The organism is Aquiflexum sp. TKW24L, from assembly GCF_023502205.1.
Classification (GTDB): domain Bacteria; phylum Bacteroidota; class Bacteroidia; order Cytophagales; family Cyclobacteriaceae; genus Cognataquiflexum.
On the sequence record NZ_JAMFLG010000014.1, the window covers coordinates 50,255 to 76,456 of the forward strand.

24 protein-coding genes and 1 riboswitch are annotated in these 26,202 nt (G+C 40.4%); of the genes, 9 read left to right on the forward strand and 15 right to left on the reverse strand.

Features of this window, described 5'->3' with window-relative positions:
- Nucleotides 1–15: 15 nt before the first annotated feature.
- The 6 genes from M3O96_RS11025 to pdeM are packed head-to-tail and all read right to left on the reverse strand — an operon-like array spanning nucleotide 16 to nucleotide 4,245.
- Nucleotides 16–948 carry a bifunctional riboflavin kinase/FAD synthetase gene (locus M3O96_RS11025; protein ID WP_249720643.1) on the reverse strand — a complete coding sequence of 311 codons (933 nt, stop codon included), beginning with the start codon at nucleotides 946–948 and terminating at the stop codon, nucleotides 16–18.
- Nucleotides 935–1,618 (reverse strand): tRNA pseudouridine(55) synthase TruB, encoded by a 684-nt coding sequence (gene truB, locus M3O96_RS11030; protein ID WP_249720644.1) that lies wholly within the window; start codon nucleotides 1,616–1,618, stop codon nucleotides 935–937. Before truB ends, M3O96_RS11025 begins: the two co-directional genes overlap by 14 nt.
- 1 nt (nucleotide 1,619) lies before the next feature.
- Entirely contained in the window at nucleotides 1,620–2,414 is a 795-nt protein-coding gene (locus M3O96_RS11035) for an undecaprenyl-diphosphate phosphatase (RefSeq protein WP_249720645.1), read from the reverse strand.
- Nucleotides 2,415–2,417: 3 nt separating this feature from the next.
- Entirely contained in the window at nucleotides 2,418–2,627 is a 210-nt protein-coding gene (locus M3O96_RS11040) for a DUF3098 domain-containing protein (RefSeq protein ID WP_249720647.1), read from the reverse strand.
- Between the two features lies 1 nt (nucleotide 2,628).
- Nucleotides 2,629–3,519: a cell division protein FtsX gene (locus tag M3O96_RS11045; RefSeq protein ID WP_249720649.1), complete on the reverse strand. Its 891-nt coding sequence runs from the start codon at nucleotides 3,517–3,519 to the stop codon at nucleotides 2,629–2,631.
- Between the two features lie 51 nt (nucleotides 3,520–3,570).
- Nucleotides 3,571–4,245, reverse strand: a complete 675-nt coding sequence (gene pdeM / locus M3O96_RS11050) for a ligase-associated DNA damage response endonuclease PdeM (RefSeq protein ID WP_249720650.1) — start codon at nucleotides 4,243–4,245, stop codon at nucleotides 3,571–3,573.
- A 123-nt stretch (nucleotides 4,246–4,368) separates the two neighbouring features.
- Here pdeM and M3O96_RS11055 point away from each other — a divergent pair, with 123 nt between their 5' ends.
- Nucleotides 4,369–4,812: a DUF2147 domain-containing protein gene (locus M3O96_RS11055; RefSeq protein ID WP_249720651.1), complete on the forward strand. Its 444-nt coding sequence runs from the start codon at nucleotides 4,369–4,371 to the stop codon at nucleotides 4,810–4,812.
- A gap of 444 nt (nucleotides 4,813–5,256) precedes the next feature.
- Here the strand turns inward: M3O96_RS11055 and M3O96_RS11060 are convergent, their stop codons facing one another.
- Both M3O96_RS11060 and M3O96_RS11065 read right to left on the reverse strand, forming a co-directional pair.
- Complete coding sequence (locus M3O96_RS11060; RefSeq protein WP_249720653.1) at nucleotides 5,257–7,191, reverse strand: TlpA family protein disulfide reductase; 1,935 nt, start codon at nucleotides 7,189–7,191, stop codon at nucleotides 5,257–5,259.
- A gap of 98 nt (nucleotides 7,192–7,289) precedes the next feature.
- A complete protein-coding gene (locus M3O96_RS11065) occupies nucleotides 7,290–7,679 on the reverse strand; it encodes a VOC family protein (protein ID WP_249720654.1) in 390 nt (129 codons plus the stop codon).
- A 173-nt stretch (nucleotides 7,680–7,852) separates the two neighbouring features.
- Between M3O96_RS11065 and M3O96_RS11070 the strand changes: the two genes are divergently transcribed.
- Complete coding sequence (locus M3O96_RS11070) at nucleotides 7,853–8,992, forward strand: DUF4221 family protein (RefSeq protein ID WP_249720655.1); 1,140 nt, start codon at nucleotides 7,853–7,855, stop codon at nucleotides 8,990–8,992.
- Nucleotides 8,993–9,041: 49 nt separating this feature from the next.
- Here M3O96_RS11070 and M3O96_RS11075 read toward each other — a convergent pair whose 3' ends face one another.
- The 6 genes from M3O96_RS11075 to M3O96_RS11100 all read right to left on the reverse strand — a co-directional run bounded on the left by M3O96_RS11075 (nucleotide 9,042) and on the right by M3O96_RS11100 (nucleotide 16,978).
- A complete protein-coding gene (locus M3O96_RS11075) occupies nucleotides 9,042–10,097 on the reverse strand; it encodes a homoserine O-acetyltransferase family protein (RefSeq protein WP_249720656.1) in 1,056 nt (351 codons plus the stop codon).
- Between the two features lie 46 nt (nucleotides 10,098–10,143).
- Nucleotides 10,144–11,442, reverse strand: a complete 1,299-nt coding sequence (locus M3O96_RS11080) for an O-acetylhomoserine aminocarboxypropyltransferase/cysteine synthase family protein (RefSeq protein ID WP_249720657.1) — start codon at nucleotides 11,440–11,442, stop codon at nucleotides 10,144–10,146.
- A gap of 189 nt (nucleotides 11,443–11,631) precedes the next feature.
- Nucleotides 11,632–11,735: riboswitch (SAM riboswitch) on the reverse strand.
- A 361-nt stretch (nucleotides 11,736–12,096) separates the two neighbouring features.
- Nucleotides 12,097–12,420, reverse strand: a complete 324-nt coding sequence (locus tag M3O96_RS11085; RefSeq protein WP_249720658.1) for a YbjQ family protein — start codon at nucleotides 12,418–12,420, stop codon at nucleotides 12,097–12,099.
- 126 nt (nucleotides 12,421–12,546) lie between these two features.
- Nucleotides 12,547–13,848 carry an amidohydrolase family protein gene (locus M3O96_RS11090; protein WP_249720659.1) on the reverse strand — a complete coding sequence of 434 codons (1,302 nt, stop codon included), beginning with the start codon at nucleotides 13,846–13,848 and terminating at the stop codon, nucleotides 12,547–12,549.
- A 31-nt stretch (nucleotides 13,849–13,879) separates the two neighbouring features.
- Nucleotides 13,880–15,262, reverse strand: a complete 1,383-nt coding sequence (locus M3O96_RS11095; RefSeq protein ID WP_249720660.1) for an amidohydrolase family protein — start codon at nucleotides 15,260–15,262, stop codon at nucleotides 13,880–13,882.
- Between the two features lie 18 nt (nucleotides 15,263–15,280).
- A complete protein-coding gene (locus tag M3O96_RS11100; RefSeq protein WP_249720661.1) occupies nucleotides 15,281–16,978 on the reverse strand; it encodes an amidohydrolase family protein in 1,698 nt (565 codons plus the stop codon).
- Between the two features lie 251 nt (nucleotides 16,979–17,229).
- Between M3O96_RS11100 and M3O96_RS11105 the strand changes: the two genes are divergently transcribed.
- The 5 genes from M3O96_RS11105 to M3O96_RS11125 are packed head-to-tail and all read left to right on the forward strand — an operon-like array spanning nucleotide 17,230 to nucleotide 23,113.
- Nucleotides 17,230–17,589, forward strand: a complete 360-nt coding sequence (locus tag M3O96_RS11105) for a response regulator transcription factor (protein ID WP_249720662.1) — start codon at nucleotides 17,230–17,232, stop codon at nucleotides 17,587–17,589.
- 9 nt (nucleotides 17,590–17,598) lie between these two features.
- A complete protein-coding gene (locus M3O96_RS11110) occupies nucleotides 17,599–19,194 on the forward strand; it encodes a hypothetical protein (protein WP_249720663.1) in 1,596 nt (531 codons plus the stop codon).
- A complete protein-coding gene (locus M3O96_RS11115) occupies nucleotides 19,187–20,650 on the forward strand; it encodes a glycosyltransferase family 2 protein (protein WP_249720664.1) in 1,464 nt (487 codons plus the stop codon). Before M3O96_RS11110 ends, M3O96_RS11115 begins: the two co-directional genes overlap by 8 nt.
- 7 nt (nucleotides 20,651–20,657) lie before the next feature.
- Nucleotides 20,658–21,899 carry a YaiO family outer membrane beta-barrel protein gene (locus tag M3O96_RS11120; protein WP_249720665.1) on the forward strand — a complete coding sequence of 414 codons (1,242 nt, stop codon included), beginning with the start codon at nucleotides 20,658–20,660 and terminating at the stop codon, nucleotides 21,897–21,899.
- Complete coding sequence (locus M3O96_RS11125; RefSeq protein ID WP_249720666.1) at nucleotides 21,899–23,113, forward strand: hypothetical protein; 1,215 nt, start codon at nucleotides 21,899–21,901, stop codon at nucleotides 23,111–23,113. Before M3O96_RS11120 ends, M3O96_RS11125 begins: the two co-directional genes overlap by 1 nt.
- On the opposite strand, the gene M3O96_RS11130 is transcribed toward M3O96_RS11125, so the two are convergent.
- On the reverse strand, nucleotides 23,110–25,137 hold the full coding sequence (locus tag M3O96_RS11130) for an LTA synthase family protein (RefSeq protein WP_249720667.1): 2,028 nt from the start codon (nucleotides 25,135–25,137) through the stop codon (nucleotides 23,110–23,112). The genes M3O96_RS11125 and M3O96_RS11130 overlap by 4 nt on opposite strands.
- Nucleotides 25,138–25,222: 85 nt before the next feature.
- Here M3O96_RS11130 and M3O96_RS11135 point away from each other — a divergent pair, with 85 nt between their 5' ends.
- Complete coding sequence (locus M3O96_RS11135; protein WP_249720668.1) at nucleotides 25,223–25,771, forward strand: class I SAM-dependent methyltransferase; 549 nt, start codon at nucleotides 25,223–25,225, stop codon at nucleotides 25,769–25,771.
- Nucleotides 25,772–25,919: 148 nt separating this feature from the next.
- A complete protein-coding gene (locus tag M3O96_RS11140; RefSeq protein WP_249720669.1) occupies nucleotides 25,920–26,186 on the forward strand; it encodes a DUF3253 domain-containing protein in 267 nt (88 codons plus the stop codon).
- The last annotated feature ends 16 nt before the right edge of the window (nucleotides 26,187–26,202 follow it).

The window sequence follows — 26,202 nt, forward strand, 5'->3', positions numbered from 1 at the left end:
AAAATCTATTTTGGGTTATACTTGGGTCAAAATTCTTCTGGCCAATTCTTTGTCTTTGGCCAATTGCTTTTGGAGAGATTCCAAACCTGAAAATTTGATTTCAGGCCTAAGGTAAGATTTCAGATGGACACAAACCCTTTTGTCATACAAGTCTCCATTGAAATCAAATAAGTTGGCCTCAATCGTTCGGCTACTTCCATTTACGGTGGGGCGGTTGCCGATGTTGAGCATACCATGGAATGTTTCTCCTTCTATGTCCAAAGTCACTGCATAAGCCCCATCACAAGGAATAAGCTTGTAATCATGTGTAATATGGATATTGGCGGTTGGAAATCCAATGGAGCGTCCAAGTTGCTGTCCTTTGATGATGATGCCATTAAGTTCATAAGGCCTGCCCAGAAATTCATTGGCAACATGTACTTCGCCTATTTCCAATGCCTGTCGGATTTTGGTACTTGAGACGCCAACATGATCCACGTCTTCGCGGGAGATTTCCTCCAACTCAAAGTGGTAGCGACCCATGTTTTCCTTCAGGTATTCAAAACTCCCTTCCCTGTTTCTACCAAACCTGTGGTCATATCCAATCACCAATTTACGGGTTTGAATCTTATCAATCAGGATGGTCTGGATAAATTCTTCTGAACTTAATTCTGAGAATTCTTTGGTGAAGGGTATTGTCAACAAATGATCAATACCGAATTCCCGGAGTAATTTTGTTTTTTCTTCAAAAGTAGTCAGCAACCGGAGGTTATGTTCTTCAGGATGGAGGATAAGCCTTGGGTGGGGCCAAAAAGTAATCATGACGGTTTCTCCTCCGATTTCATCAGCAATGGTTCTGATGCGATTTAGGATCTTTTGATGCCCGAGATGGACTCCGTCAAAAGTTCCAATCGTGACAACAGGATTTGATACCTGATTGAAGTCTTCTATTCCTTCATAGATTTTCATCCTGTCTGGCTTTTATTTTTTCAATCAAATCTGTCAATTCTTCTGCATCGCTTAACCTGAATTCTCCTATCCTTGTTCGTGTCAAGGCGGACATATAGGCTCCAACTCCCAAGATTTCACCCAAATCTCTTGCAAGGCTACGGATATAGGTTCCCTTGGAGCAGACTATTCTGAAGTGGACTTCAGGATTTTCAAATGACGTGATTTCAAATTCAGAAACCGTCACTGGCCTTGCTTCCATTTTTACCTCAATGCCTTTTCGCGCAGATTCATACACTCTTTTTCCATCTACTTTGATAGCAGAATGCATGGGTGGAACTTGCAGAATATCTCCGGTGAGTTGGGCGACAGCTGATTTGACTTGATCCAATGTGATGGATGAAGGATCGGCAACATCAATCACTTCTTTTTCGAGGTCAAAGCTTTCTGTGGTTTTGCCCAAAACAAAAGTACCGGTATACTCTTTTTCCTGCGCCATGTAGGAGTCAATGGACTTGGTTTTCTTTCCTGCGCAAACAATAAGTAATCCTGTAGCAAGTGGGTCCAATGTGCCTGCATGCCCAACCTTTTTGATTTTCAGGGCATTTCTTACCTTTTTGACAACATCAAAAGATGTCCATTGATAAGGTTTGTTGATCAGGAAAACTTCTCCGTAAGGTTCCTCTTGCATCTTACAAATATAGACCTGCAAATATTGCAATCAGACCGACGATGGAACAATAAATGGCGAAATAGACTAATTTGCTTTTCCTGACCAAAGAAATCATCCAAGTGCAGGCAAAAAATCCTGCTATAAATGCAGCAATGAATCCTGCTGATAAATACCCAAAACTTGCTTCATTGTAAGTCAATGCGCCATCCAAGATGTCTTTGGCGATTTTTCCCAAAATCAGGGGAACCACCATCAGAAATGAAAATCTTGCGGCTTTGTTTTTATCAATTCCCAAAAGGACTGAGCTCGAAATCGTTGCCCCAGATCTGGAAATCCCCGGAAGCATCGCCACCATTTGGGCTAGTCCCACTAACACAGCTTTTCTGAAAGTCACATCGTTTTCAGTGCTTTTTGCTTTGTCGGCCAAAAACAGCAATACGGCTGTTATAAGAAGCATAAAGCCTACAAATACAATTTGACCGCCAAAAAACTGCTCTAACTGCTCCTCAAAAAACAAGCCTACAATCACCGCAGGGATCATGGAAATGATGATTTTGACAGTAAACTGGGTTTCTTCATTCCACTTGAATTTCAAAAGTCCCTCAATGATTTCGACAATGTCTTTTCTAAAGACAACCAATGTTGCCAAGGCGGTAGCAAAATGAAGTACAACGGTGAACATCATACTCTCTTCAGGTAGCTTGTCACTTCCTAGTAATGCAGCACCCAATTCAAGGTGTCCGCTCGATGAAACAGGCAAAAATTCGGTCAATCCCTGAACAATGCCAAGGATGATCGCATCAATAATATCCATAAATTATTTCTTTTCGGAATGGGCAAAAATCGCATAAAATTGAAAAAGGAAACCTCCTAAAGTAACGATGGGTCCCAATGTAAGCCCAAGAAAACCAAACCCATGGGGCTCAGAATCCAAACCCATAATAACAAAACCCAAAACAATAATGCCGATACCAATCAGCATCAATCGGTAATTTTTTCTTGAAAAAGGAAATTGTGAATGGTCCATATTAGTATAATTCGTCCAAAGACATGTTTAAATACTTGTTTACTGCCTGTAGGGTACTCAAAACGGAAAGCATAATTCCTGAAATTACCAGTCCCCCAAATAAAGCATATAGCAAATTGTAATCCTGAAGTAAAGCAAATCCGTCAATATTGGCTTTGGTATATTCGATCATGCCAAATAAAATCGCTGAGGCAATGATTCCGGAAAGCAAACCAAAAACGAATGCCCTTCCTAAAAACGGTTTCCTGATAAATCCCCTTGTGGCACCTACGAGCTGCATGCTTCTGATCAGGAATCTCTGTGAAAAAAGTGCCAACCTGATCGTATTGTTGATCAGCATCACCACAGTGAAAACCAAAATCAGGATAAATCCACCCATCACAAGTGCCACCTTAAAGAGGTTTCTGTTGATAGATTCTACCAGGTCTTGCATATAAGTGACTTCAAACACCCCATCCATGGCCTCAATCTCTTTGACTATTTCTTCTATTTGTTCACCGGTTTGGTATTCTTCCGCGATCGCTATCGTATAGCTGTCCCGTAAAGGATTGTCATCCAAAAACTGTGTAAAATCCTCGCCTGTATCTTCAAGGAAAGACTTTGCGGCTTCATCTTGGGAGATGAAGGTAATGGCCAGCGAATCACCTGTCTGAAGGACATAAGGTTTGGATTCAAAAGATTTTCCAATTGCCTTCAATTCGGTTTCAGAGACATTTTTATTGAGAAAAACCTGGATTTCAATATTCTCCCGGATGATCTTGGTCAAGGTTTTTGCCTGAATGATGATCACCCCAAAAAGACCCAAAATAAACAAGGATAGGGTAGTGCTAAAAAGAACTGATGCAAATTTGAATTTTCCCAGTTTTGCTTTTTTCCTTGGATATGTACTCATGTTTTTTTTCTAATGGGTTCAAAATTAAACAGCTTGGCCAATTAAACCAACCTATTGCATGAAATTGACCGGAATTACTTTTTTGTCTGTGACGGCATAGACCCTGGCAGTTTTTTCACATTTCATTCTAAACAACCCTGTAAACCTTCCGAATGCCGGTAAGATCATTTGATTATTGCAAATGAAATAGCAGGGAAGGGTCAGTCTTTGCTTGGCTGTTCCGAATAGGGAAATTCCCGGATGGATATGTCCACAGAAGTTGAAAAATCCCTCAGAGACGCTTTCCATGGGTTCATGGGTCAGGATATAGTTTTCAATTATCAGGGATTCTGGATGAACTCTCCATATTTCAGAACGGTAAAGTGCCTTAGGAAGTATGTCGTGATTGCCTTTGATCAAATGAAACTGACAACCCGGAAAATAACAGGCAAATTCCTCCAGATCATTCCAGGATTCATTCCAATCGCTGTGAAAAAGATCTCCCAAAAAATAGACATCCGTCGGTTGGAGGCTTTCGATCAGTTTTTGGATTTTGAGAAAATCATGGATATGTACTTTTTCTGTTACCGGTATTCCTGCTTTTCTAAAATGTGCTGCCTTGCCAAAATGTGGATCAGCAATCAGTAAGGAGCGGCTTTGTGGGAGAAAAACAGCTTTTTCGGTCAATAAGTAAACTTCCTTGTCGAGGATTTGGATGATTTGGGTTCCTTTAGGATAGGTTTCCATTCCTGGCTTTTGGATCAATTTTTTTGGGATTTCAAATGAAATTATTAAGAAAATAACATGGCCACTTGAATTGGCCTCGTAAAAGTATTATTATTCGAATAGGAAATAAAAATTAACATGACCATGACTGAAAGAAAAGCAATTTTGACATTTCTTGTTTTATTGATGATAGGATTTGGAATCAACGTCCAGGCACAATCAGCCGATGCCATTGTCGGCAAATGGTACAACACCGAGAAAGATGCACAAGTAGAAATCTTCAAAGAGGGGGGGAAGTATTCCGGTAAAATCGTGTGGCTAAAAGACCCAACCGAAAACGGAAAACCCAAAGTAGACAAAAACAACACCGACCAGGCCAAGCGTACACGGCCTATCATGGGAATGAAGCTTTTAAGTAATTTTGAACATACCGGAGATGCTTGGGAAGAAGGAACCATCTACGATCCCAAAAATGGAAAGACTTATTCCTGCATCATCAAGAAGAAGGATGACAAAGTTTTGGAGGTTCGGGGTTTTGTCGGGTTTTCAATGATCGGTAGGACGGTAGAGTGGACGAAGGCGGAGTGATACTTTAAAGTTAATGTTTAAATAAGTTATTTGGTGAATCCACATACCTCGGTTCTTGATTGGGATGTGAATTTTATTACAATCCTTCGTTATATATTTTAACCTTTTTCCTCGTGTCACTTTTTGTCTTACCACAAAAAGTAACCATCCCGAGCTATCGGGAGGCAAGAAATTTTAATCCTTCCCTGCTCAATGTCACCGCCGGCCCGGATTCCGACAACTGTACGGAATTCTTCCTCCCCGCAATTGTTTCATAGTAAGACATTTCCAAAGGAGAAGATTCTAAATTTGCCAAATTATCTCGATTTTAAATTTTGAATCTAAATTGGGATTCAGCCCGTAGTGGGCGGAATATCTCTAGCCCCGAGTAACGTGCTACATTGATCTTAAAATTATCACAAATCCCCAAGCACCGCTGAGGAGGAAGGGTTTCTTCGAATTTGGTCACCTATCAACAAATTCATTTAACTGCTGAACCAACTGTTCGCCCGAACTAGGTCGAAGTATTCCTTCTTTGACTAAATTCCCTTCTTTTGTAATCAACATGTAAGTGGGAAATCCGGTGATGTTAAGTTCTTTATCAAATTTTTGGAAGTCATCTTTATCGAGAAAAAAATGTTCGCCAACCAAACCAAACTTCTTTACTTGATTTTCGAAGGCTTCCCTTTCTGAACTGCCACATATGTAGGCGAATACAACATCTTCAGGCGCTATTTTTTTTAGGGTTTCAGCATATTTAAATTCACTGATACATGGTCCACACCAAGTAGCCCAAACGTCGATATAAATTACTTTCCCTGGATATTTATCTTTGAGTTGGGCAATGACGTTGTCACCATTTTCGGCAATTGCTACACCGTCGATAAAACGTTGGTTTTTTGTACGTTCAAAATCCTCTATTTTGTTTTGGATCAATGCCAAAACTTCTGGTTTAAGACCAAGGGTATCCAATTGGTTGAGGATAGATTCGGAGATTTCCGTCCCAACTGTTTGAAAACTTATATCCAGGAAAATGGCAATAATGCTGGATCTGGGAATGTCTCCAAGATCAGCGGTTTTCTGTTGTAAATGTTCCCATTGGGCCAAAAGGTTAAAATTGGCAATATCAGACATAAAATTTTTGCTCAGCTCCTTGAACTCCTCAGAAAGAACGAGGCTATCAGCCGGAATTCCAGATTCCAATTGCATACGCCAGTTTTCTACACTTGACATTTGGGATTCGGACAGATCCTGTGTTTTCAAAAAATCATAAGTCATAGTGTTTACTTTACTGATTATCTTTTTTCCCTCAGAAGGACGCATGGGCATTGCAAATTCCCTTATGAATCCAGGATAGTCCAAGTTCATTAAATCCATTAAGTCGTTGTCAATAAGCTTTTTTACATCTTGGATATAATCATCAGGGACATCAGCAACAGTTATTTTCCCATCTACTATCCCATTATGTAACCAAATGTATCTCATCAAATCCTTTGCTGTGTTGATTCTCACATCTCGGAGATTTATATCTTTTACCAAATCACTGACTGGTATAGAATCAAAATATTTATTGTAGAACTCTTCATGCTTTTTCATCAACCCGATACGATAGGTCATGAAGTCTTCCGGTTCAAGGGTTTTCTGCAAACTGTCAGTAAGAAAATACTCCCTTACTTTCATAAATTCCGGAACCAGAAGTCTTCTTTCTTCATTTTCTACTGCCAAATCTCCCATAAAGTCAAGGTTTTTTACCTCATTCCAGCTTGAAATTCCCCCACGAAAAGAACTTTCATCCACTACAATTGCCTGCTTTGCTCCTGGTGTGGTATAATAAGTGAAAAAAGCATTTCCAATTTGAACCATCACTTCATTGGGGTAATCCAAAGGGAAAATCACTTTGAACTTCCCATGCTCATCCACATCTCCGGAAAATTGCATTTGTCCTTCGGAGAATGCATGATTGTATATAACTTTAAAAATGGATGGCATTGATTCTTTTGGGACAAAAATACCCTGTAAAAGCGCCTGATCTTGCTTGAAAAAGTCACTGTTGAGATTTGACTGTCCTACCTTCCTGTCTTTAAGATCGGTTGATTTGTGGGATTGAACAGGTATTTTTTCAGTTCCATTTTCTAAAAAACTGTCCTTCCCAACCTGAGAAAGAGAAAGTTGAAGTTGCTTATCCGAAGCTTTCAAAATGAATCTTCCGGTATCAATAAACTCAACTTCCCAAAATTCCCCTTCATATAGCGCAAAATCCTTGGCAATCATAAGCTTTAATTCATTGCTACCATCGGTGGCGTACCAACTCCTGAGAATAGGTTTGGATGGAGCTTCTTGGGAAAAGACTTGAAAATTGAGGGAAAAAAGCAGAATAAATTGAACGACTGTAATTTTCATAGTTTGAATTGATTTCCTAGTAAATGTATTAAGTTCTTATTAATAGAACAATAATTCTTTTCCTACATCTGTCACCGGAACTTTTGGCCTGATTTCAATTATTCCCAAATCCCGACTGGCACGATCTCCAATACATTTCCAAACGGATCGTCGAAATAAAAACTTTTCAGGTCGTGGTTCCATTCCTGTTCGTGGGTGAGGGTGATTCCTTTTTCAAGCAGGTTGGATTTGGCCATCAGGTAATCTCTCCGGCTGACTTCAAAAGCGATATGCTGCTTTCCATAAGCATAATGTGGAGGCAAAGTCTGTTCAAATTTGGTCACCTCCGGGATGAAACACAGCAATACAGAACTGCCGCAACGAAAAAAAATATGCCTGTCTGCTACTTTTGATATGATGGGCATTTCAAGGATTTGGCCATAAAAGTTTTCAGCCAGATCCAAGTCTGTGACATACAGGCAGGTTTCCTTGATTTGGATATATTTCATGATAGAAGCTACAAAAAAACAAACGCTTCAAAAAGATAAATGTGGAGGATTGAACTATGTTTTTTTAACCTTCCGATTTTTTGGAATAAATGGTAAATGAAATTTCCGTATTGGATTTAGACTAGGCTGTTTTTTGATTTCAATATGCTATCTTGTTAGTTTAATTCAATCCTATGAAATACCTGCAGCCCGTTAATTCCCTTCTTTTGTTTTTGCTCCTATTTTGGTCGTGTTCTGCTCCAATAGAGAAGGAGACTAAAACTGAACTTGAGTTTGTGGTCACTGAAAAATTCAAAACCTTTCCTTTGCCGGAGGATATTGGGCATTTGGATTTGTATTTTCAATCCATTGAAGACAAGTATTTTTTTCTCTTTGATTACAAAACCAAGCAACTTTTGACGTATTCAATTCCTGAAAACCGCCTGCTCAAAACCATCAAGTTTGAAAAAGAGGGGCCTGCCGGTGTCGGGAACAATATTGCAGGTCTTTTTATAGAAAGTCCGGATGTGATTTACCTGACCGCCGGTATCAATACACTTTTCAAATTTGATGGGGACGGCAATTTGCTTCAAAAAAATCCGATCAATGTAGAGGGATTGGAGGAAAAAGGAATCAGTCTTTTTTCTAACATCTTCACCTTGGCTAAGGACGGCTTTTACTTTCCTGCCTTTCCTATGGTATTTGCATGGACATCGGTAACTCCCAAGGAATTAACCGAAATCCCTAATCTGATGAGGTACGACACTCTCAACAAAATTTTCACACCTGTAAGTTACTTTCCTGAGGAATTTGTTGGAGATAATCTCAACAAGTCAATCTTTCCTTTGCTGTCTTTGGGTCCTGACGACATGCCTGTGATCAACATGAATTTCAGGAATATTTATCGGTTAAAGGAGGGAGAAATTATTTCATCATTTGCAGGACACTCTGCTTTTCCCAATGATCCGCCGATATCAAAGTCCCCCAATATGTTTGAAGACATGCCCGAGATCATGAAAATCATAAGCCATGTGGACATATATACAGACCTTTTTTATTTCAAAAATCAAGAACTGATAGTAAGGGTCGCAAAATTTGAGGATGTCCCTGAAAACGTTTTTGAACCAGGTTCTTTTTTGGCTTCAAAGTGGGGCTTGGTATTTTTGGATTTGGATTTCAACAAAATCGGCGAAATGGAATTGGACCCGGATAGGTATAATGGACATTATATTTTTGAAGACAAAGAAGGCATTTGGATATCTACAGACCATCCGGAAAACCCAGCCTTGTCAGAGGATTTCCTTAGGTTTCAATTGATAGAGATAAAAAAATAAGGGACTTGCTTTTACAGAATCCCTTTTCATTCAAACTCCAGAAGCTAAATTACCCATTATTCTCCAGATAAAATCCTTTCAGAATATACTGCAACTGCCCATATTCAATAAGAAAGGCATCGTGGCCATAGGGAGATTGGATTTCTCTGTACGTTCCCTTGGGAACATGCCGCGATATGAATTGGGATTCTTCTTTGAGAAACAATAAATCCCTGTCTACCCCGATTGCCAAGACTTTGGAAGATATTTGTTGGAGTACTTGTTCCGTTCCCCCTCGTCCGCGTCCCAGGTCATGACTGTCCATGGCTTTGCTCAGCACCCAATAGGAAAATGCGTTGAACCTATTTCCTAGTTTTTGACCCTGATACCTGAGATAGGAGGAAATGCGGAAGTTGTCGAGTTTTTCTTCTGTGTCGGTTTGCTTGAGAGCAAAGTCCTCAGGGTGTCGGTAAGAAAGCATGGCAATCGCTCTTGCGGCTTCCATTCCTTTTTTGCCGGCGTCAGGTTGATTTTCTCCCCAGGTACAGTCAGATTCAATTGCCATTCTTTGGGTTTCATTGAAGCCAATGGTCCAAGGAGAAGTCTTGGCATTGGAAGCTAGGATGATGGTGTTTTTTACCTGATCCTGCAGAAGATATGCCCACTCGATGGCAACTTGACCTCCAAGTGAACCTCCAATGACAGTATTGATGGTATTGATTCCAAGGTATTCCCTGAGATGATCAAGTGACCTTGCCATATCCCTTGTGCTGAGATTTGGAAAATCATAGTAATAAGGTTTGCCAGTCAGGGGATTTTCCGAAAGCGGACTGCTCGATCCATAGCACGAACCCAGCAAATTGGCGCAAACAATGAAATACTTGCCGGGGTCATAAAACTTATCTTCTCCAACCATTCCGTTCCACCATTCCTGCACTTTGGCATCACCGGTGAGCGCATGGATGACCCAGATGACATTGTCTTTTGCTGTGGTAAGACGTCCTTGGGTGGTATAGGCCATTTGGAATCCGGGAAGAGACTCTCCGGACTCCAGGTCAAATACGCCCTCATGGGTGTAGGTTTCTTGCGCCATATCGATAATCAGGTAGTTGCTTGCTACATTCATTGCATTACTATTGGAATCATTCTCAGGCTACTTGGCCTGATATTTTTTAACTGTTGAAAGCGTGCTCTAAATCGGCTTTGATATCTTCAATATGCTCTATGCCCAATGAAATCCTCAAGAGGGTAGGAGTGACACCCGCGGCAGCCTGTTCGGTTTCACTCAACTGCTGATGCGTCGTCGCGGCAGGTTGGATGATCAATGTTTTGGCATCACCGACATTGGCAAGGTGGGAGATCAATTTGAGGTTATTGATGAAGTTGGAGGCACTTTCTTTGTCGCCTTTCAATTCAAAACTCAATACCCCGCCGAAGCCATTTCTCAGGTATTTCTTGGCAAGTTCATGATAAGGAGAAGATTTCAAACCCGGATAATTCACCTTTTGCACTTTTGGATGTGCTTCTAGCCATTGTGCAATGGCGAGGGCGTTGTCTACTGTTCTTTGGACTCTGAGGGATAAAGTTTCCAATCCCTGGATTAATAAGAAAGAGTTGAAAGGGCTCAATGCCGGTCCAAAATCTCTCAGTCCTTCAGTCCTTGCACGGATGATAAAAGCCATGTTTGGAAGTCCCAAGGGGTTGTTTTCTCCGAATACTTCCCAGAATTTCATCCCATTGTAGCCTTCGGATGGCTCGGTGAATTGGGGATATTTGCCATTGCCCCAATTGAAATTGCCACCATCGATGATGACACCACCGATGGAAGTACCGTGGCCGCCGATCCATTTGGTGGCAGAGGCAGTGACGATATTGGCACCATGCTTTAGTGGCTGAAACAAATAGCCACCTGCACCAAAGGTATTGTCCACGATGACAGGAATGTCATGTCTTTTTGCCATGGCAGCAATGGCTTCAAAATCCGGGATGTTGAATTCAGGATTTCCGATGGTCTCCAAATAGATAGCTTTGGTCTTCTCATCGATCAGTTTTTCAAATTCCTTGGCATCATTTCCTTTGGCAAATCGGGCTTCAATCCCGATTCTTTTGAAGGCAACTTTGAATTGGTTGTAGGTACCTCCATATAAATAAGATGTGGAAACGAAATTTTCACCCACCTGAAGAATATTGTTCAAGGCTAAAAATTGAGCAGCTTGTCCTGAAGCCGTAGCCAAAGCAGCTACGCCACCTTCTAAGGCAGCGATTCTTTGCTCAAACACATCTGTGGTAGGATTCATGATCCTTGTGTAAATATTCCCGAATTCTTTTAGGGCAAAAAGGTTGGCCCCGTGTTCAGCGGAATTGAAGACATAAGAAGTAGTCTGGTAAATGGGCACCGCGCGGGAATTGGTGGTAGGATCTGGAACCTGTCCGGCGTGCAGTTGCAATGTTTCGAAGCGATAATTTGACATATTATTCTTGGTTTATGGTTTGGTGAAAAATTATAGATTTTAACAGGATTAAATTTAAACCTTTTGATTTGGTAAAAGAAAAAAATTAGTTTCGATTAAGGGAAAGTGTACAACATTTTCTTCCAATACTGATGCTGCGGTTCTTGAAAGGAAGGGATGTTTGAGAAGGAATTGATCCATGATGTTAAGAATTTATATTTCCAGGAAATTTGACCTGGCAGGATTTGGCACCTTGGATTTTCCTGGTTGCCAGAGGGTCACAGAGCCTGTCTCTTACCTCTTCTTTATAAATCCCCACACTAAAAGTAAAAGGACAATGCAAATAAATAGTTGAATTGCCGGATATGCAAGGCTCATGAAAAATATTTTCCTGTGTAGTCTAGAATAAGTTTATAGTCAACTAGATTAGACAATGAGGTAAACAGACTTATCCATTTGGACTTTCGAAAGAATTTTTGAGAGGACTGCTTTTTTATTTGGTCTAAAATCTGATTGTCAAAAAGTAAAGGCTTTAAGAAAAGCTACCTTATCAATCCGGTCAGTTGATTGGGACAGGATTGAGTTCGTAAACTTGACTTAAAACCTTTTCTGGAAATACTTATATCCCATCTTGGGCTTTTGCGAAGTGGGCTCAGGGAAAATCGAAATTGTGAATTAAAAGATTTTCTCAATCTTGACGGCTGTACCTGCGGCCGTCACCATCAACATGCCATCTCTGATGGTTTCATAATCCAAGTCGATCCCCACAATTGCGGTTGCGCCAAAAGCCCTTGCCTGCATTTCCATTTCGGACATGGCAGTGGCTTTTGCCTCCCGCAAAACCCGCTCATAGGCTCCAGCCCGACCACCCACGATATCAGTGATGCTGGCAAAAAAATCTTTGAAAACATTGGCACCTATAATTGTTTCGCCGGAAACGATGCCGAGGTAGGCAGTGATTTTGTAACCTTCTAAGCTTGGAGTGGTACTTACTATCATTTTTTATTATGGTTTAAGGTTTAGATTTCTTGATTAGCCATTTTGTACTTTATCGGCTACAATTCTAGCAATTTAATAAAAAAAATAAACCGCAGCTTTTTGGCTGCGGTTTCAATGAATATCAGATCAATTTTCTTTTAATCCAGGGGATCTTTCCAAGAATTCCTGATAAAGTTTGATATGTCTGTTGCTCATCGGAACCCGATATCCATCGATGAATACATGCCTGATCTGGGTTTTGGTCTCAAATGGATCACCTGTCGAAACAAACAGCGTGGCGTCTTTTCCCTGCTCGATGGAACCCATTCGATCTGCAACACCGAATACTTCGGCGGCATTTATGGTGACAGCTTTCAAAGCTTCCTCTTTGCCCATGCCATAAGCAGCAGCAAAACCGGCATTGAAAGGCAGGTTTCTTGTATTTTCAGCATCATTGGATCTGATGACCACTTTCACACCTGCTTTGGCCATTTTGCCAGGATTGGTGTAAGCTGCGTCAAAGCGGTCTGAATTCCTCGTAGGGATCGAAAGCATCGGGCCTGTAATAACAGGTATTTTGGAAGCAGCGATTTTGTCTGCTACCCTCCAGCCTTCTGCAACACCGGTAAGGATGGCCTTTACATTTTTGGATTGGAGCCATGCAATCGCAAGTGTAATGTCAGAGGCAGCATTTACCTCAACAAGCAATGGCAATTCACCTGCCACCACTTTTGCCAACTGCTCTATTTCAGGATAGTAATCTAAAGCTGCTTCTGCTTTTTTCAACTCATTAAATGTTACAGCTCTGTCCCATATTTCATTCAGGGATTTCTCAGCTTTTTCAGCTTCTTTTTTGATATCCTCATCGCTCCTTCTGTCCCAAGTGCTACGTCGTGCCGAAGAAGGAAAATTCATTACGACACCTTTAAAACCTGCATACATTTGGTCCGCAGTATAGCCGTTGAGATTGATCAAGGCTGCAGTTCCGGGAAATAACCCCCCCGAAGGAGTGGCCAAAGTTGTAGTGACACCACTTACCCTAGTTACCGGAATGGCAATAGAGTTTGGATTGACAGCCACAAGTGCCTGCATGTTGGGAGTTACCTGACCGATTTCAGCAAAATCCTGGGTCTCCGGCACGGAATTGACCTCGACCAAACCCAGTCTGCTTCCGCTATCAAACATTCCCGGATAGATATAATATCCTGTACAGTCTATCACCTCTGCATCACCTGCAGGGATGTTTTTTCCGACAGCTTCGATTTTCCCGTTGGAAATCAAGACGCTGCCATTCTCAATATTGCCCTTGGTAACAGTTACAATAGTCGCGTTTTGCAATAAAAATCTACCGTTTCTCGGCTTTATAAATTCACCATCAAATTGGGCTTGGGCCAACAACGGGAGTATCAATAAAGCAACTGTATATATAATCTTATTTATCTTTTTCATCTTCAGTATGTTTTGATCTTCCATTTAGATTTTAATGTTCGTGGTCGAATAAGTTTCTACCAAAGTTTGTAAAGAAGAAATCCACTCCGTGCATGCATTTGTGGTCATGCTCTTTGAGGAATATAGGCTCGATGGATTCTGTTGCTTCAACTTTTAACCTCATGTCATTTTGATCCTCATTGATGTCAAAATATTTGACTCCATCTACAAAAGTCATCTGAGGGATGGCATATACTGAAAGTGGATGTTCATTGAAAATAACCAGATCAGCCTGCTTTCCTTCTTCGATAGAGCCTACTTTATCTGCAATCCCAAGTTGCTTTGCAGGATTGATGGTGATCAAAGCCAAGGTCTGTTCATCGGTCAACTCACCATATCGTTGTGCTTTTCCGGCTTCGTGATAAAGGTGACGGATCAATTCTCCTGAATCTGAATTGATAGAGGTGATGACTCCGTTTTGGGTCAATATAGCCGCATTGTAAGCTGTGGAATAATAAACTTCAAATTTATAAGCCCACCAATCAGCAAAAACCGATGCGCCCATGGTGTATTCAGCCAATTCAGGCGCAACTTTAAAGCCTTCATTGACGTGGGAGAAGACGATGTTTGTGATACCAAATTCCCTACAGACATTGATCAGCATGTAGATTTCATCTGCCCGGTAGGAATGGCAGTGGATGATGATTTTTCCATCCAATATTTCTGCAAGTGTCTGAAGCCTTTCACTGTATTTTGGAGGAACCGGAGTAGCTCCTTTTACTTTCGAGGCATTATTGTAGGTTTCCCATGATTTCTTGTATTGGATGGCATCGTTGAATCCGTTTCGGATGACTGCTTCAACACCCATTCTTGACCTAGGTTGAATCCCATTACCTCGTCCGTGAACTCTTGTCGGGTTTTCTCCAAGGGCAAATTTGATAGTCCTTGCCGCATCTTTCATGATCAGGTCATCAGGAATGCCGGATCCATAGCGGTGCTTCAATGTGATATTCTGTCCACCGATCGCATTGGCTGAACCATGCATGGCGTGGGAAACAGTCACCCCTCCGGCAAGAGCGCGGTACAATCCAATATCATAAGGATCAATGACGTCTGCCATTCTTACTTCAGAAGTAATTGGGGCAGTTCCTTCATTGACCGCATCTAAGGCAACGTGGGAGTGGGCATCAATGATTCCCGGCATCAGGTATTTTCCTTTTGCATCGATGGTGGTGACGTTTGAAGCTGTAAGTCCTTTTCCTATTTTTTTGATGATGCCATTTTCGACAAGGACATCAGTGTCTTCCAAAATACCTTTTGTCACTGTCAAAACAGTGGCATTTTTGATCAAAACAGACCCTTTTTGGGTTTGGGAATTTGCTGGATTCCAGCCCATCACCAATACAGCTGCTATTATAGAGATTATCTTTTTCATGATTTCGGTGATTAGCGATTAAAATGATATTGGTTTTTTGGTAGCGTTCATAGGAAAGCTGCCAAATTCGGATAAGGAAAGATTTCCGGAAATTTGATCCCCATTGACTTCTCCGGTAACATTTACATCCAAAGCCATTCCATTTGCTGCCACATCAAATGAGAAAGAAATACTCGAACCGGAAAGACTGATGTTTTTCATCTCAGAGCTCGCTTTGCCTCCTCCATCGGGATTGTCATAAGTGATTGTGCCTGAGTATCCATCTCCCTCTTTCTTTATTTCCAAGGTTCCGGAAGAACTTCCGGCTGGTGTATCAGCAGTATACTCCCAAAAGCCATTGATGGCAACAGCACCATTGTTACCGTTCTTTTCACCGTTACCGTTTTTCTTTGGTTTGACTTCGTAATCAAACATAAATCCGTCAGCTATCACGTGCTTCACCTGGGTATCCTCACCTAAGAAAGGACCTGTCAGAATTACCATATTAGCTAGTTTTCCTTTTTCCAAAGTCCCGGCAAATTTTTGTATTCCAAGGATGTTGGCTGCATTGATGGTGAGTGCTGCAAGTGCAGTATTTTCAGTCAATCCATTTTCGACCATTAGTCTTAGGTTTTTGAATGTGTCTCCACTTTTTGCATCCATTGAGGTAAAGCCAAATGGAATGCCTGCAGCCTCCAAAGATGCTGCCTGCTTCAAGTTGTTTTGATAGGCTTCCTGTACCCGCTTGGTCCTAGCTTGCATTTCCTCAGTGAGGTCCTCTGTTTTGGCTTTGGTCACCTTGTCATCGGGCAAAAGGAGAGGAAGCAAAACAAAAGCCTTTGCAGAAATTATTTCATTTGTCACTTTCTCTACATCGTGAACACCGGCTAAGATGAGTTTGAACCCATTTTCCTTTTGTAAGGAAAGGGCTCTTCTGATTTCAAGATCATCACTTACTTTAAATAGAACAGGAATGTTATTATCCACTACCGGATAAAGTGCTTCATAGGTCTTATTGATTTCGGGCCTGTTGAGTCCGGAATTTGACGCAAACAGCTTACTGTGCCTTGATGCCAATTCTGCGTTTTTATACACATCCCTGAATTTTGCCATGATCCCTAGCGGTGTACCCGGATAGACCCGAGCGCCGCCTCTGGCACCTTGGAATTTTACAACCATGGCGGAATTTTGTGATAAAATATTGGTAGAAGTGGAGTTGCCAAATACGACAATTGCTGTTTTGCCTGGGATCATTCCTCCTTCAGGAATCAGTTGAGCTATGGTAAAGCCACTTTTTCTCCACTCATACACCTGATTGTTTTTGTAGTCATAATTATCTACCACATTTCTCCAAGGAGTGATTCCGGCCAATTCATCAGAAGGATTGGCAGGATTAAAATCTGAAGGTTTCTCAGGTTCGGTAGGTTTGCCTACTCCGGCATTGCTGGCGCCGTCAATAAAGCCTGGATAGATAAATAAGGAGTCAGCGGAGATAACTTGGGCCTCTTTGGGAATGGTGACATTCGTACCAACTGCCTCTATCAGGCCGTTTTTTATCAGAATAGTACCGTTTTGAATGGTTTTTCCGGGTGCTGTGGTAATGGTGGCATTCTTAATGGCTATCGTACCGGTCACTCTCTTTTCTCCAATTGGATCACTTTGCGCTTTGGATTCATGAAAAGAAAGAAAAAGAACCAACACCAATATACTTTTGAATACCTGAAGCTTAGGGCTCATAATCATACGGTCTACTTAAATTGAAGGAAATAATCAGTTTGTAAGCTAACAAAAGATTTATTTTCAAAAAAAATATATTTTTTTAAGAACCTCAAACGGTTAGGAACGGCAAATATATTTTTATGTAATACATTTTATGTCCATTGTATTTTTTCATAAAATAATTTCAATTTTTCGGGTGTCGTCAAGCTTGTTTTTTTCTTTTTTTTAACTCTATATTTAACTCTCTAATCACCCAAACGATTGAAAAAATGAAGAATATCCTAATCATCGAGGACGATAAGCTTATATCTAGTTTGTTGAACTTTAGACTTAAAAAAGATGGATACCACGTCACTACTGCTGAAGATGGATTAACCGGAATGGATGCGATAGATGCCTCTAAACCCGACCTGATTATCACAGATGTGATGATTCCTTTCAAAACAGGTATCGAAATCATCAACCATGCGAAGAAGGTATATCCTAAAGTGCCCATCATTGTATTGAGTTCCCTAGGAGAAGAAGAAGCTACTGTCATGGAGGCTTTTAATCTCGGCGTATCTGATTTTGTCCCAAAACCATTTAATCCAAATGAACTTGCAGTACGGGTTCGGAGATTAATCCAATAGTTAAAATGGATGAATGATTTGTGTAGGAGGCATCTCTTTAAGTTCAGACCGATATTTTTGTTTCTGATATTTCCGCTTGGCAGTCTTTATGCTCAGGACTCTTTGAGTTTGCAGCTAGAATCCAAGCTGTCACTGGTCTCCCAAGAAATCCCGGGTCTTTCTTTCGTATTGGAATTTGAAGAAACCAAAAAGGACCTGCGTGTTTTTTCATTGAATAATAAATCCGGAAATAGCGGATTGTGGATCTCAGACACACTTTCTGATTTTAATAGTGCTTCTCACCTGAGGGATACTGTTTTTTCAATAACGGGGCTCAAAGGTGAGCTCGCTTTTTTGATTTTTGGAAAAAAAGCCGAAAAGGAGGCCGTAGAGGAATTTGTTGACAATCTTATCCGCAATGAGCTCTTATCAAAAGATCCTTCTCTTCAGGATAGCGGATTTCAAGAAGGGGAATTGCTAATGCTTGCTTCTAGAGTTAATTTTTATCCTTATTATAAGTTAAAAACAAAAATCCTCACTGATACCAAAATGTTGCTTTTGTTGGCAACGGTAATTTTGTTTTTGTTGGCATCTGTCATATTGGTGACGATCATGTATGTGATCAAAGTAAGGAAGGGTAAAAGGGATGCTCTAACCCTAAAGTTTAAGGAATTGAGTTTCGAGCCAATTTCCAACCTGCTTTTCGAATATTCCCTCGAAGAACTTCAGTCATTTGACAGGCGAAAGATTGAAAGTTTTTTTCCGGTAGACCATTTGAAAAACAATCTTTTCAAAGATGTCATGATCTTGGAGATCCTCAGCCTCAATAAAAACATGAAGGGCGATTTCAAAGCAAAACTCAAAACGATTTACAGGAAGCTAGGTCTTGATACCCATTCCATCCAAAAACTTTCTTCCAAGAAGTGGGATGTCATCACGTCCGGAATCGTCGAAATCAACGAAATGGACGTCGTCGAGGCTGTTGCTAAGGTTACCAAATTTGCCCAATCAGAAAATTTTTATATCAGGTCAAATGCCGTTGCGACACTTTTGAATATTTCCAATGACCCTGAGCTCAGAGTACTTGTTGATCAGGATTTTCCTCTTTCGCGCTGGCAACAAATGATATATTTCCGAATCATCAAATTCATCAATAATACCCAGCAAAAAGTCAGGGTGGATTTTTTGTTTGATTCCAAAAATGAATCCGTAAGGGTATTTGGATACAAACTTGTCAGGTTTCTCGGTCTTTTTGAACTGCTTGAAATAGTAAATGAAAAATATAAGAAAGCGTCCGTTCCTGAAAAATTAGAAATGATCAAATGTTTCGATGCCTTCAGCTATCAGGAATCACTACGTCACCTACACAGAGACCTTTCAACTTCGAACATGGGTCTTTTTCTCGGAATTGTCAGTGCATTACAAAACATCGGCAACCCGATTTCGGAAGTAATTCTGGTCGAGAAATTAAAATCAGACTTGGACTTTGATTCCAGAAAAGCAGTGATGCAGGCATTGCATGCTCTCAATCCTAATGTTTTGGCTGAATGTGTTCAAATGTCAAACAACCCGGAGGTCAGTCAAATTTATGAACACCTGATGGATCCAGTTTTGAGCAATGTATAATTTATTACTGGACATATTGATTGAGGTTTTTGGGATACTGTTCTTAGTGTACAGTTTCTCCATTATTTCATTTTACCTCATAATGACAGTGCTATCTGCTTTGGAAATGCGCGACCATCTCAAAAAAAACAAATTTGCAGACTATAAGGATGTCATTACAAGTCCTGTCACGCCGGGGATCTCGGTAATTGCTCCGGCTTATAATGAAGGGCAAAATATAGTGCAGAATGCCAAAAGCCTGCTTACTCTCCACTACGGAAAATACGAAGTGATCATTGTCAACGACGGATCCATTGATGATTCCCTCGAAAAGATGATAGAAAGTTTCGGCCTTGTAAAGACAAAATATGCCTATTACAAACATGTTGAAACCAGTAAAATCAGGGGAATTTACAAATCTACAAATCCGTCTTATGCCAAGCTGACTTTGGTCGACAAAGAAAACGGGGGAAAGGCTGATGCACTCAATGCAGGTATCAATATTGCTGCAAATGAAATATTGGCTTGTATCGATGTAGACTGTATCCTATCAAGTGATTCCCTGACTAGAATGGTGAGGCCTTTTATGGAAGAGACCAACAGAAAGGTAATCGCAGTAGGAGGGGTGATCGGGGTGGCCAACAATTGTCAGGTAAAAGATGGAACGGTAACTGAATATAGGGTACCCGAGACACTTCTTGGAAGGTTTCAGGTAATAGAGTATTTCCGGGCCTTTTTGATGGGACGGATGGCATGGACTAGGATCAACGGATTGATGCTAATTTCTGGTGCATTTGGCTTTTTCAACAAAGAATTGGTTTTGAAGGTCGGGGGATATTTTCCCAAGACAGTTGGAGAAGACATGGAGCTTGTCGTCAGGATGAGAAGGTACATGGAAGAAACGGGTCAAAAATATAAAGTTGGATTTGTGCCTGATCCTTTATGTTGGACTGAAGTGCCCGAGTCTGAAAACATCCTTTCCAAACAGCGCAACAGGTGGATGCGGGGAACAATCGAAACGCTTCAGCTACACAAAAAGATAAAATTGAATCCCAAATATGGGGTGTTGGGATTGGTATCATATCCCTATTGGTCAGTTTTTGAAAAGGCCGGACCGATCATCGAAATGATGGGGTTTCTCTACACGATTTTCATGATTATCACAGGAAATTTCAGCGCTTTGTATTTTATAGGGCTTTTTGGGTTGATGTATATTTTTTCTGTCATGATTTCTTCTTTCAGTATTTTATACGAAGGGGTGGCTTACAATAATTATAAGAACAAGTCAGACCTCAATAAACTGATGAAGACTGTCTTGTTAGAACCTTTCCTGATCCATCCCAAGATCGTGCTTTGGGGGCTTAAAGGACATTGGCATTTTATCAAAGGCAAAGGAGGATGGGGAGAAATGATCCGAATAGGCTTCAAAAAATCGGAGGATAAGAAAAAAGTTGAATCACCTATCCAACTTCATTAGACCGATTATGGGAAATATTAAAACATTATATTTTTACAGTATTTTATTTTTGGCCTTGACGATGTCAATAAGGGTACTCGCCCAAGAGACATTTGACCCGGACCAACTTTATCAGGATGCCCGAAAGCTCATCTTGGAAGGTAAAAGGGACGAAGGAAGGTTGATCTTATCTAAGGTTTTGACAAAGTATCCCGGATATGGGGATGTATTGATTTTGATGGGAAGATCTTATGCGTGGGATGGTAAGTATGATTCAGCAGCCATTTATTTTGAAAAAGCATTAATTGCAAGTCCCAACTACGAGGATGCCTACGTGGCCTACATCGACGATTTGTTTTGGAGTGAAAATTATGACAGGGCAGATTCAGTGATTAAAATGGGGCTTGATAAAGTAGGTAACCAATCCATGCCTTTGAAGTACAGGTCATCCAGGCTTTACTACTATAAGGAAGATTACAAAACTGCCTTGAAGATTGCTAATGAGGTATTTGCCAAGGCTCCCAAAACGGAAGGATTGCTTGGCTACATTGAGACACTGAGGAGGCAGACACGCATCAATGCAGTGGGTGCCACTTATGATTACGATTATTTTTATGGGGATTTGTCTCCATGGAATACCTACTCTGTGTATGGTCGAACCCACACTGATTTAACAGGATCGTTGATTGCGAGGGTTACCCATTCTGAGAGATTTGACGGAAGAGGAACCCAAGCTGAACTCGATGCCTTTCCCTCATTGGGGAAAAACAAATATGGTTATCTCAATGTGGGATATTCGGGAGCGTCTTTTTTCCCTAAATTCCGCTTTGGGACGAGTATTTTTTGGAATCTTCCAAAAGCCTATGAATTGGAGGCCGGATATAGATACTTGCAATTTTCCGACGTCACGCACATCATCACAGGTTCCGTCGGAAAATATATCAGCAACTGGTGGCTCAACCTCAGGCTAAATTTTATTCCCGGCAAAGAGGGTTCATCCACAAGTGCCAACTTTCAGACTCGGTATTACTTTAGCGGACCTGAGGACTTTATCAGTGTCCAGGTTTCTACCGGTGTTTCCCCTGACGAGGAAACCCGAGATTTTCAATCTCAATTGCTCAATAGCTACAGAGCAAGGATTGGATACCAACATCTTTGGACTTCTCGTTGGATGGGATTTGCATTTGTGGGCTATTCGAGGGATGAAATTTCCGAACAGAATTTTCGTAACAACCTCAATATTTCAATCGGTACTGAATTCAGGTTTTGATGGCAAATTTCCTGAATAAATATTTTCCAATAGAATTCCGGATATTTTTCCGTGGGTTTTTGATAGTGGCTCTTATAATTCTCATTTTTCCTTTGGGAAGCTTGTTGATGTGGCATTTGACTCCTCCCGGACCTTTGGAGGTGGTAGTCATTGACAAAACTGTTCCAAACCAAAAACACCAAGAACACCAATCCATACATTGGCTACTTAACCATTTCCGGTACACCAAAAGTGATGGAAGTATCTATGATGAAACACTGGATTATTTTGGATTTTTTCCGGGCGAAGAACGAGACCAATACCAAATCAATGATCTGTCAAATCAGACTGAATCAAAAAAGCAGGAGATTCTAAATGAAACCAAGGTGATTTACTTTGCAGATACCTATGGGGTGTATGACAATGACTTGACAGATAAACCTGCCCAAACGTACTCTAAAAAGATTTATGGAGGAATGGATTCTTTGGACATGAGCTTTCTGGAAAAAGCATACAAGGCCGAGATTGATATCATCAGTGAATTCAACACCATAGCCAGTCCTACAAAAAAGGATGTCAGAATGGATTTTGAAAACCTAGTCGGCATCAAGTGGACGGGATGGATCGCGCGGTATTTTGATGAATTGGATACGCTATTAAATGAGGAGCTTCCGCCATGGCTGGTTGCGGGCTATATGCGTCAGCACAATTCAGCCTGGGATTTTTCGGGCTCTGCTATGGTTTTTCTACATGAAAACGGACAAATTGAAATTCTGAGGGACAAGGTTGAAATAAAAAATACAGTTCCTCATATAGTCTCTGGCTTAAATAGCCAACAAACATATGGCATACCGGAAATCGTAAAATATCCCTATTGGATCGATATCATTCTTGTCAGCCGTGATTATGAGGTCATTTCCCATTATGACTTGGCTCCGACAGAAGCTGGGATAAAAAAGCTAAGTGAACTTGGCCTACCAAAGTATTTTCCTGCTGTTGTAGTGAAGAAAAACGGTGCAGGAAAGTTCTATTATTTCTGTGGGGATTTTGCTGATAACCCTGTTTCAGGATTTTCTAATAAATTTTTTGGGATAGAAAAAATCTGGAGGATGTTTTTGCATTCGGAAGATTATTCGCAGAGAAACAGCTTTTTTTGGAATTATTATTACCCATTGATGGGTACAATTCTGAAGGATACTTATCAGAGAAAAGACATCACTCGCACCAGGGATTAATTTTTTGGGATGTAAACAGCCATTGAATCGGGGAGAATCCGGTTGTTTTCGGTAGCGTATCGATTGGCGTTTTTATAGGTTTCAAACTCGGTCTGCAGCTTTTCCTTGAGAGCCACATTGGTAATCGGTTCGAGACCCATATTGTCATAGAGTTGATAAAGTTGGTTATCAGCCAAGACATACTCTCCGCTTAAAAAATCGACAAGCTGGTTTTTATTTCTCATCAATGGGTTAGAGATTTTGGACTGAAAAGTCGATGAAGTATCCATAACGTAACCCTTCCAGGCCACAAGGGAAGGTAAATCCAAGTCAAACCTATTTTCCAGCAAACTCAGAATCGTAGGCGTAATCTCAAAATGTGTGGTGACACCATGCATTCTTTTGCCTTGGTTGAGTTTTGGAGAAAAAATCATGATCGGAACGTGAAATCGATCAATGGTCGTAGCCAAGGGGATCTCAGGAAGCCTATGGTCTCCTGTGATGACAAAAATCGTGTTTTCATATTTTGGGAGTTTCTGATAAGCCTCAAAAAACTCCTTGATAGCTTCATCCACATAAAGAATACTGGCATACATATTTTTATACATCCTGTATTCAGGCAATTTCAAAGTTGTAATTTTTAGGTCATTGGTGATATAATCTTCAAACATTGCCAGGTATTTTTCCTCGTCAGGGATAAGAAATGGGTCATGTGAGGTTTGTGTCTGAAATATGTTGATTTGTGGCTTTAAGACCACAGGTAGTTTTCTCATTCCGTTTTGAAACATGGCCTTATCCGGGTATCCCCAAGAAAATCCTGATTTGGAAGGTGTTTCTTCAAAATCAGCATCAAAGGACGTCATATCCAAAATCCGATCAACCTGCTGGTATTGAAGGAAAAAATTGACATTGTCAAAGTTTTTGTCTGCCCCGATATGGAAATTGGTTTGGTAACCGTTTCGTTTGAGAAGGGATAGCAAAGTATGGTGGAGAGGTAAGGTTGGAGACTGATCCATAAAACCTTTTTGGGCAAAAGGCAAGGAACCAAACATACCTGTAAGGACTCCAAATGTTCTTCCTGTAGTCGAGAGGCCATTTTTCCAATACAATGAATAATCGCTCAAAGAATCTAAAAAAGGAGTAAAACTCTCCAGATAAGCATCTTCCCCGGAATAGGCTTTGCCTAATCCTTCTACGATGACAAAAACGATATCAGGCTTTTCTTCAAAGTTATCAAAAAATGGCCCCAGCACATCAGGGTAATTATTGGAGTGTAAAAAGGGATAATTTGTTTCGTTTAGTGATTTGGTGACTAGCACATCACCAGAATTAGTAGAAGCTAGAAAGAAATCAAAGTACAGGTATTCATTAGACGTGAAATAATTGTAAGACTGCCCATAGAAATAAGAGGATTTATTTGCCGTAAGATTACTTTCAAGTTCATTTCGGCGCTCTTTTTGTGCACTATTAATAATTCCGATTCCAAGTAGGTAACCATAACACAGCACAGTAAGGTAAATCGCAGGATTAAGACTTATAGGAATCCATTTTCCTAGACCAAGTAGCAGGTAAGCCACCGCCAATATGGCTATAATTGCCAAAATATTGAAGAGGTTAAGTTCTCCGGAAGCTTTGAGGGTAAGGAAAATATCGTTGAGAGAATATGCGTAAAGATCAGTGCCAAGAGGCAGCAGCATTTTTGTAAAATAGAAAAGCAATCCTCCCTGCAAAACTATAAGAAAAGCGAGGATGATTTTTACAAAAACCCTTCCGATATGCGGATCAAAAAGGCTTAGAATAAGGTTCATTATTAGAAGAAAACCTAAAATGTAGAAGACCCATTCCAAATCATATATCCATCCCATCAGAGTAATCTGGGTTTTGGAATATTCCAATGTATGGATACGGAAAACAGCAAATACTTCTACTAGTCTAAGAATTAGGAAAATCAATAGAAAGGGAATTGCCAATTTCCAAAAATTGATAAAATTGAGCTTGAGATTCAATAAAAATGTTGATCTGATCTGGGCCTGCGAGGAAGACATATTTACTTTTGGGAATACTTACTTTGGGATGATTTACAAATATAAATTTTCTAAAATTCATATCTTGCGCAATTAATTAAAATCTATGAATAATAAAGGAGCCTTGCTCAAAGAGCTTTTTACAAATCTTTCAACTACAGGTGCGATTACTTTTAGTTCTAAATCATTGGTAAATAAAATGTTATCCTATGCCAATTTCCGTGGAGCGAAACTCATCGTGGAATTGGGAGGAGGAGATGGAAGCATCACATACGGGATAGTCGAACGTATGGATCCTGATGCCGTATTACTGGTCTTTGAAATCAACAGACCCTTTTGTGATAACCTAGAGAAGATCTTCAATCAGAATAATGTAAAAATTATCTGCGATTCAGCAGAAAACATTGACCAGTATTTAGGTGGAATAAAGGCGGATTTGATCCTTTCTTCTTTACCATTGACCTTGATTCCAAAGCCTTCAAGAGAGCAGATCTATAAGAAGTGTAAGGAAAACATTGTCGAAAACGGAAAGCTTATACAAATCTGCTATTCTTATCTGCTAAAGTTCCAGTTTGGAAAATATTTTGAGGGAATTAAAAGTCATTTGATGTTCAAAAACTTTCCTCCCACATTCATTTTGGTCTGCCAACAATAAAATCAACCTTTTCAAGAATTTCAATAATAGCCTATTCCCATTTTCTAAGAAAGTGGAAATGGGCTTTTGTTCTTGGATTTTTTTGTAGTTTTTGAAATGAATTCAGGTTTATCTTGAAGTCTTCAAAAAAGTATTTACCCCAATTTAAATGAAAGGTTCTAACATTTCTGATATCCAACCTATTTTGGCGATTGCCATCATGGAAATGTGCAGGGCGAAAAAGGGGGAGAGTTTTTGCCCATCAGAAGTGGTCAAATGGATCTATCCTGAATCATGGCAACATTTCATGGAGGATGTTTTGGTAGAAATGATGAAGCTTTACCAAATTGGAATGATCGAAGTGACCCAAAACAAGATTCCTATTTCTCCTGATCGCATACCAAAAGGGGAATTGAGAATCAAAGCCAAATTTTAAACTTCATCGGGCAGGT